We start from the raw sequence: 3823 nt of genomic DNA on the forward strand, positions 1-3823 counted from the left end.
AGGGATCATCAAGTAGAGATGCAGGTCTGTCAAATAAGAAGGAAATATCCTTACTTTGGTAAAGAGAAGATTAAAAGAATATTAGAAAGAGATTGCCATATAAATATTTCAGTTTCCTCAGTAAGCAGAATCCTAACACAATATAGGTCTGTTCTCCCCAAGGTAAAGATACCAACCAAAAGAATAAAGACTTTAAAGAAGAAGAGAACCAGGTTAGCCCAGGTAAAAAAAGATATGAAAGGAATGATCTCCGAATGGCTGCAGATTGATACTATAGAATTAAACTTAAGGTTTACAAAAGTCTTTCTCTTCTCTGCGGTAGATCCCTTATCCAGGCTTTATTATGTGAGAGCTTATCAAAGAGCTACCAGTTTGAATGCTCGAGATTTTCTCTTCAGGCTAACTTACTTACACAACTATAAAATCAAATATCTACAGATAGATAATGGATCAGAGTGGGAAAAGCATTTTGCCCAAGAGGTAGAGAAAAGAAAGATGACTTTGGTTTACAATTATCCCAAGTCTCCCAAGATGAATGCCTTTGTGGAAAGGGTCAATGGTACGGTCCAGAGCGAATATCTAGATAGGTTTTATGAGGAAACCAGTGTAAGCAAAATTAATGAAATACTCTATGATTGTCTCATCGAGTATAACTTCTATCGACCTCATAGGAGCTTGAATCTTTTGACTCCGATAGAATATTGTAGTAAGTTAAATAACAGAGATGCGGAAATGGTGCAAATGTATTGGACTCAAACAAAATGTTGACAAATTCTATTAAAAGTATAAACTAAAAAAGCCTGAGTTCGGATATAAACAAGTTATATGCCATTAATTCCTAATATTTCGGAGGGAATTATAACGGTGACAGTCATGTCACTGTAAAAGTATATTGTATAAAATAATAAATTATAGCATAACGAAGTTCTTGGAGGAACACAAAATGAGCGATAAAGAGTATAATATTCACGATTTTGATATTGCATTAATTTGCGAATACTTTTCCAGTATGGATCGTCAAGGCCCAGGAAGCCAGGAAGCAACAATAAAAGCATTGGACTTTATTGATAATATACACGAAAAATCAAACATTGTTGATCTTGGTTGTGGTACTGGAGGTCAAACTATAGTTTTGGCTCAAAACATTCCAGGGAATATTACAGCCATTGATTTATTCCCTGGTTTTATCGACAAACTAAATGACAATGCCCAAAAATTGAACCTTCAAAGCAGAGTTAAAGGCGTTATTGGTTCAATGGATAAACTTGATTTTCAATTAAATGAATTAGACCTTATTTGGAGTGAAGGAGCAATATATAATATTGGTTTTGAAAAAGGTATGAATTATTGGAATAAGTTTTTGAAAAAAGGTGGCTATGTTGCTGTTACTGAAGCATCATGGTTTACAGAAGAACAGCCAAAAGAAATATTTGATTTTTGGAATGAAGCATATCCTGAAATAGACACCATTCCAACTAAAATTGCTCAAATGCAAAAAGCAGGCTATGTTGTTATGGCATCATTCATATTGCCTGAGGTTTGCTGGACTGAAAATTTCTTTAAACCGGAAATAACAGCACAAAAAATATTTTTGGATAAATACAAAGGTAATAAATCTGTCGAAGAATTTGTAAAATACGAAAAGCATGGAGCTGAACTTTATAATAAGTATAAAGAATATTATGGGTATGTATTTTATATTGGAAAGAAAATATAAAAAGCCCCGCCAGCATCCGTGCTGACGGCTAACGTAGCGGAATTAACGGTATATAAAGCGTTTACCCGATTCCGTTCCCTTCGGTCACTCCACCCATTCAGTTGTAATATTCCCCTTAAAAGTTCTGAACACGTCCAATAGGGGGAGCCAGACCATTCCCAGCCCTTTGGCCTTTGCTGAAGGGCTTTTTTATTTTTAAATATTTTACGAAAAAAGAAGGATTTATCAAGAATTTGTAGTATATAACATTTAGAAGATTAATCGAATATTTAAATCTTATTTTTTAAAAAAATTTAACATCGAAACATACTTAAAGTCTTATTAATTAATTTTATAAAACAGCTGGATTTAAATGAGATAAATGATTAACTTTCTTTCAGCCCGTCTATTAATAGTAAAAAGGAGGTAATATATCATAGCCCAGAACGATGATGTTAAAATGTTGAAATTTGCTTTGATATTGGCTGCAATTGTGTCATTAGTTTACGGACTTGGTTTTTTACTTATTCCTAATACCTTAGTCAAGTTATCTGGAGGTAGCCTCGTTGAAGCTAGCTGGCTACGTTGGCCAGGAGGGGTTCTTATTGCCTGGGCGATTGGTACTCTCATGGTTTTTGGTAAACCTGAGAAGCAGAATATTTTTGTGACATCCTTAGCCTTGGCACATTTACTCTCTGGTTTAGGATTACTATACAGTTGGATTGTGCGTGAATATGATGGAGCAACCTGGTTTATTGCAATACCAACCTGTCTTCTTTTGATCCTATCCGCTCTTCTTTACTGGAGTCGCAGTCAGGCCAAGAAAGTTCTTTAATCAAAGAAAAAGGTAATGCATTTTGATCTTCAGAAAGTTATTTATATATTTTTATTGTATTAGTTTATTGAAAAACTAAGCGATTAGTAAATTGATAAAGACGGGCTGAAAGAGTAGCTATATTTGTAAATTTATAGAAAGTTAATTATTACAAGTATTAGAGTAATATAAGCAAAGAAGCTCAGATTACCTTGAGATAAATTTTAATTAAATTTTTAATTTAATTCTTAATAAATAACAATCACTTCTTCTAATTTCCGATATACTTTTTTAGCCTCATCTCTCATGCAGAAGTTGCGAAACTCGTTCTGTCCGGGGAGTCTGGCCATTCCCAGCCCTTTAGCCATCAAGTTGAAGGATTTTTAAAAAGTTTATCGTATAAGTAAATTAGTATAAACAAAGGGGGGAATCATATGATAGTTTCAAATATTGTAAAAATAAGATTTAAAAGAAACTTTCCTGAACAGTCTTTGTGGGTTTTTATCGGAAAAGTTTTAGAGTTTACAGAAAACTGGATAAAGGTCGAAGGAAAAGGAATTATTGTTATATATGGACAAGTTAATCCAGTTGATATTGATGATGGGCTAAGGATATTGCTTGTGCCAAGGAAAAATATAGCTCACATAAGGTTACTTCCAGATGATTTTGATATAATCAAGATTGAGATCGAACGTAAAAATAATAGGTATTTTATTAAAGTTAAAGATGCTCCATCAACAAGTTTAGGTGAATTAGGGGGAAGGGCATAACATTTTTTGATATTCCTTTACTTGAGGGCTAGCTTACTTCACTACAAGTACGCTACAATTTCTTGCTTCATGAATTACAGCATTACTTACACTTCCAAGGAATAATTTTTGTAAACCGCTTACACCTCTGCTGCCGATAATGATCATGTCGTATCCTTCATCGTGAGCCGTATTTATGATGGTATCCGCGGGATGTCCTTCCTTTAAAATTGTACGTGCCTTTATATTTTTCTCTTCAAAAAATTTTAAAGCTTCTGACAACATCTTTTTTCTTTCATCTTGATGCTTTTCCATCACCTTTCTAATGCTTACCATTTGTTCAGGTGTAATGCTAAATGATATCAGGGGTATATCTCTTTCATAGACATGTATTATAGCAACTTCATCAACATTGCATCCTTTAGCGATTATAGAAGCTTCTTCCAGAGCTTTTTGACTGTGCTTCGATCCATCCATACATACTAAAATTTTCATATAAACCTCCATTATTTTATAAATTTTATTGGAAACCAGAGTATATTATATTTTATCACAGATAGGTGA

Annotated in this window: 5 protein-coding genes; 4 read left to right on the forward strand and 1 reads right to left on the reverse strand. The window is 33.5% G+C overall.

From position 1 onward, the window contains the following. The 4 genes from ENO17_02075 to ENO17_02090 form a co-directional block, all read left to right on the forward strand. The coding region (locus ENO17_02075; protein ID HER23833.1) for a hypothetical protein at window positions 1–768 on the forward strand (768 nt) is incomplete at its 5' end. 175 nt (window positions 769–943) lie between these two features. After that, entirely contained in the window at window positions 944–1717 is a 774-nt protein-coding gene (locus ENO17_02080) for a class I SAM-dependent methyltransferase (GenBank protein HER23834.1), read from the forward strand. Window positions 1718–2156: 439 nt separating this feature from the next. Next, window positions 2157–2531 (forward strand): DUF4345 domain-containing protein, encoded by a 375-nt coding sequence (locus ENO17_02085; GenBank protein HER23835.1) that lies wholly within the window; start codon window positions 2157–2159, stop codon window positions 2529–2531. Window positions 2532–2944: 413 nt separating this feature from the next. Continuing rightward, window positions 2945–3280 carry a hypothetical protein gene (locus ENO17_02090; GenBank protein ID HER23836.1) on the forward strand — a complete coding sequence of 112 codons (336 nt, stop codon included), beginning with the start codon at window positions 2945–2947 and terminating at the stop codon, window positions 3278–3280. Window positions 3281–3313: 33 nt separating this feature from the next. Here ENO17_02090 and ENO17_02095 read toward each other — a convergent pair whose 3' ends face one another. Next, window positions 3314–3754 carry a universal stress protein gene (locus ENO17_02095; GenBank protein ID HER23837.1) on the reverse strand — a complete coding sequence of 147 codons (441 nt, stop codon included), beginning with the start codon at window positions 3752–3754 and terminating at the stop codon, window positions 3314–3316. Window positions 3755–3823: the final 69 nt, after the last annotated feature.

The sequence above is a fragment of the Candidatus Atribacteria bacterium genome, assembly GCA_011056645.1.
Classification (GTDB): Bacteria; Atribacterota; Phoenicimicrobiia; order Phoenicimicrobiales; family Phoenicimicrobiaceae; genus Sediminicultor; species Sediminicultor quartus.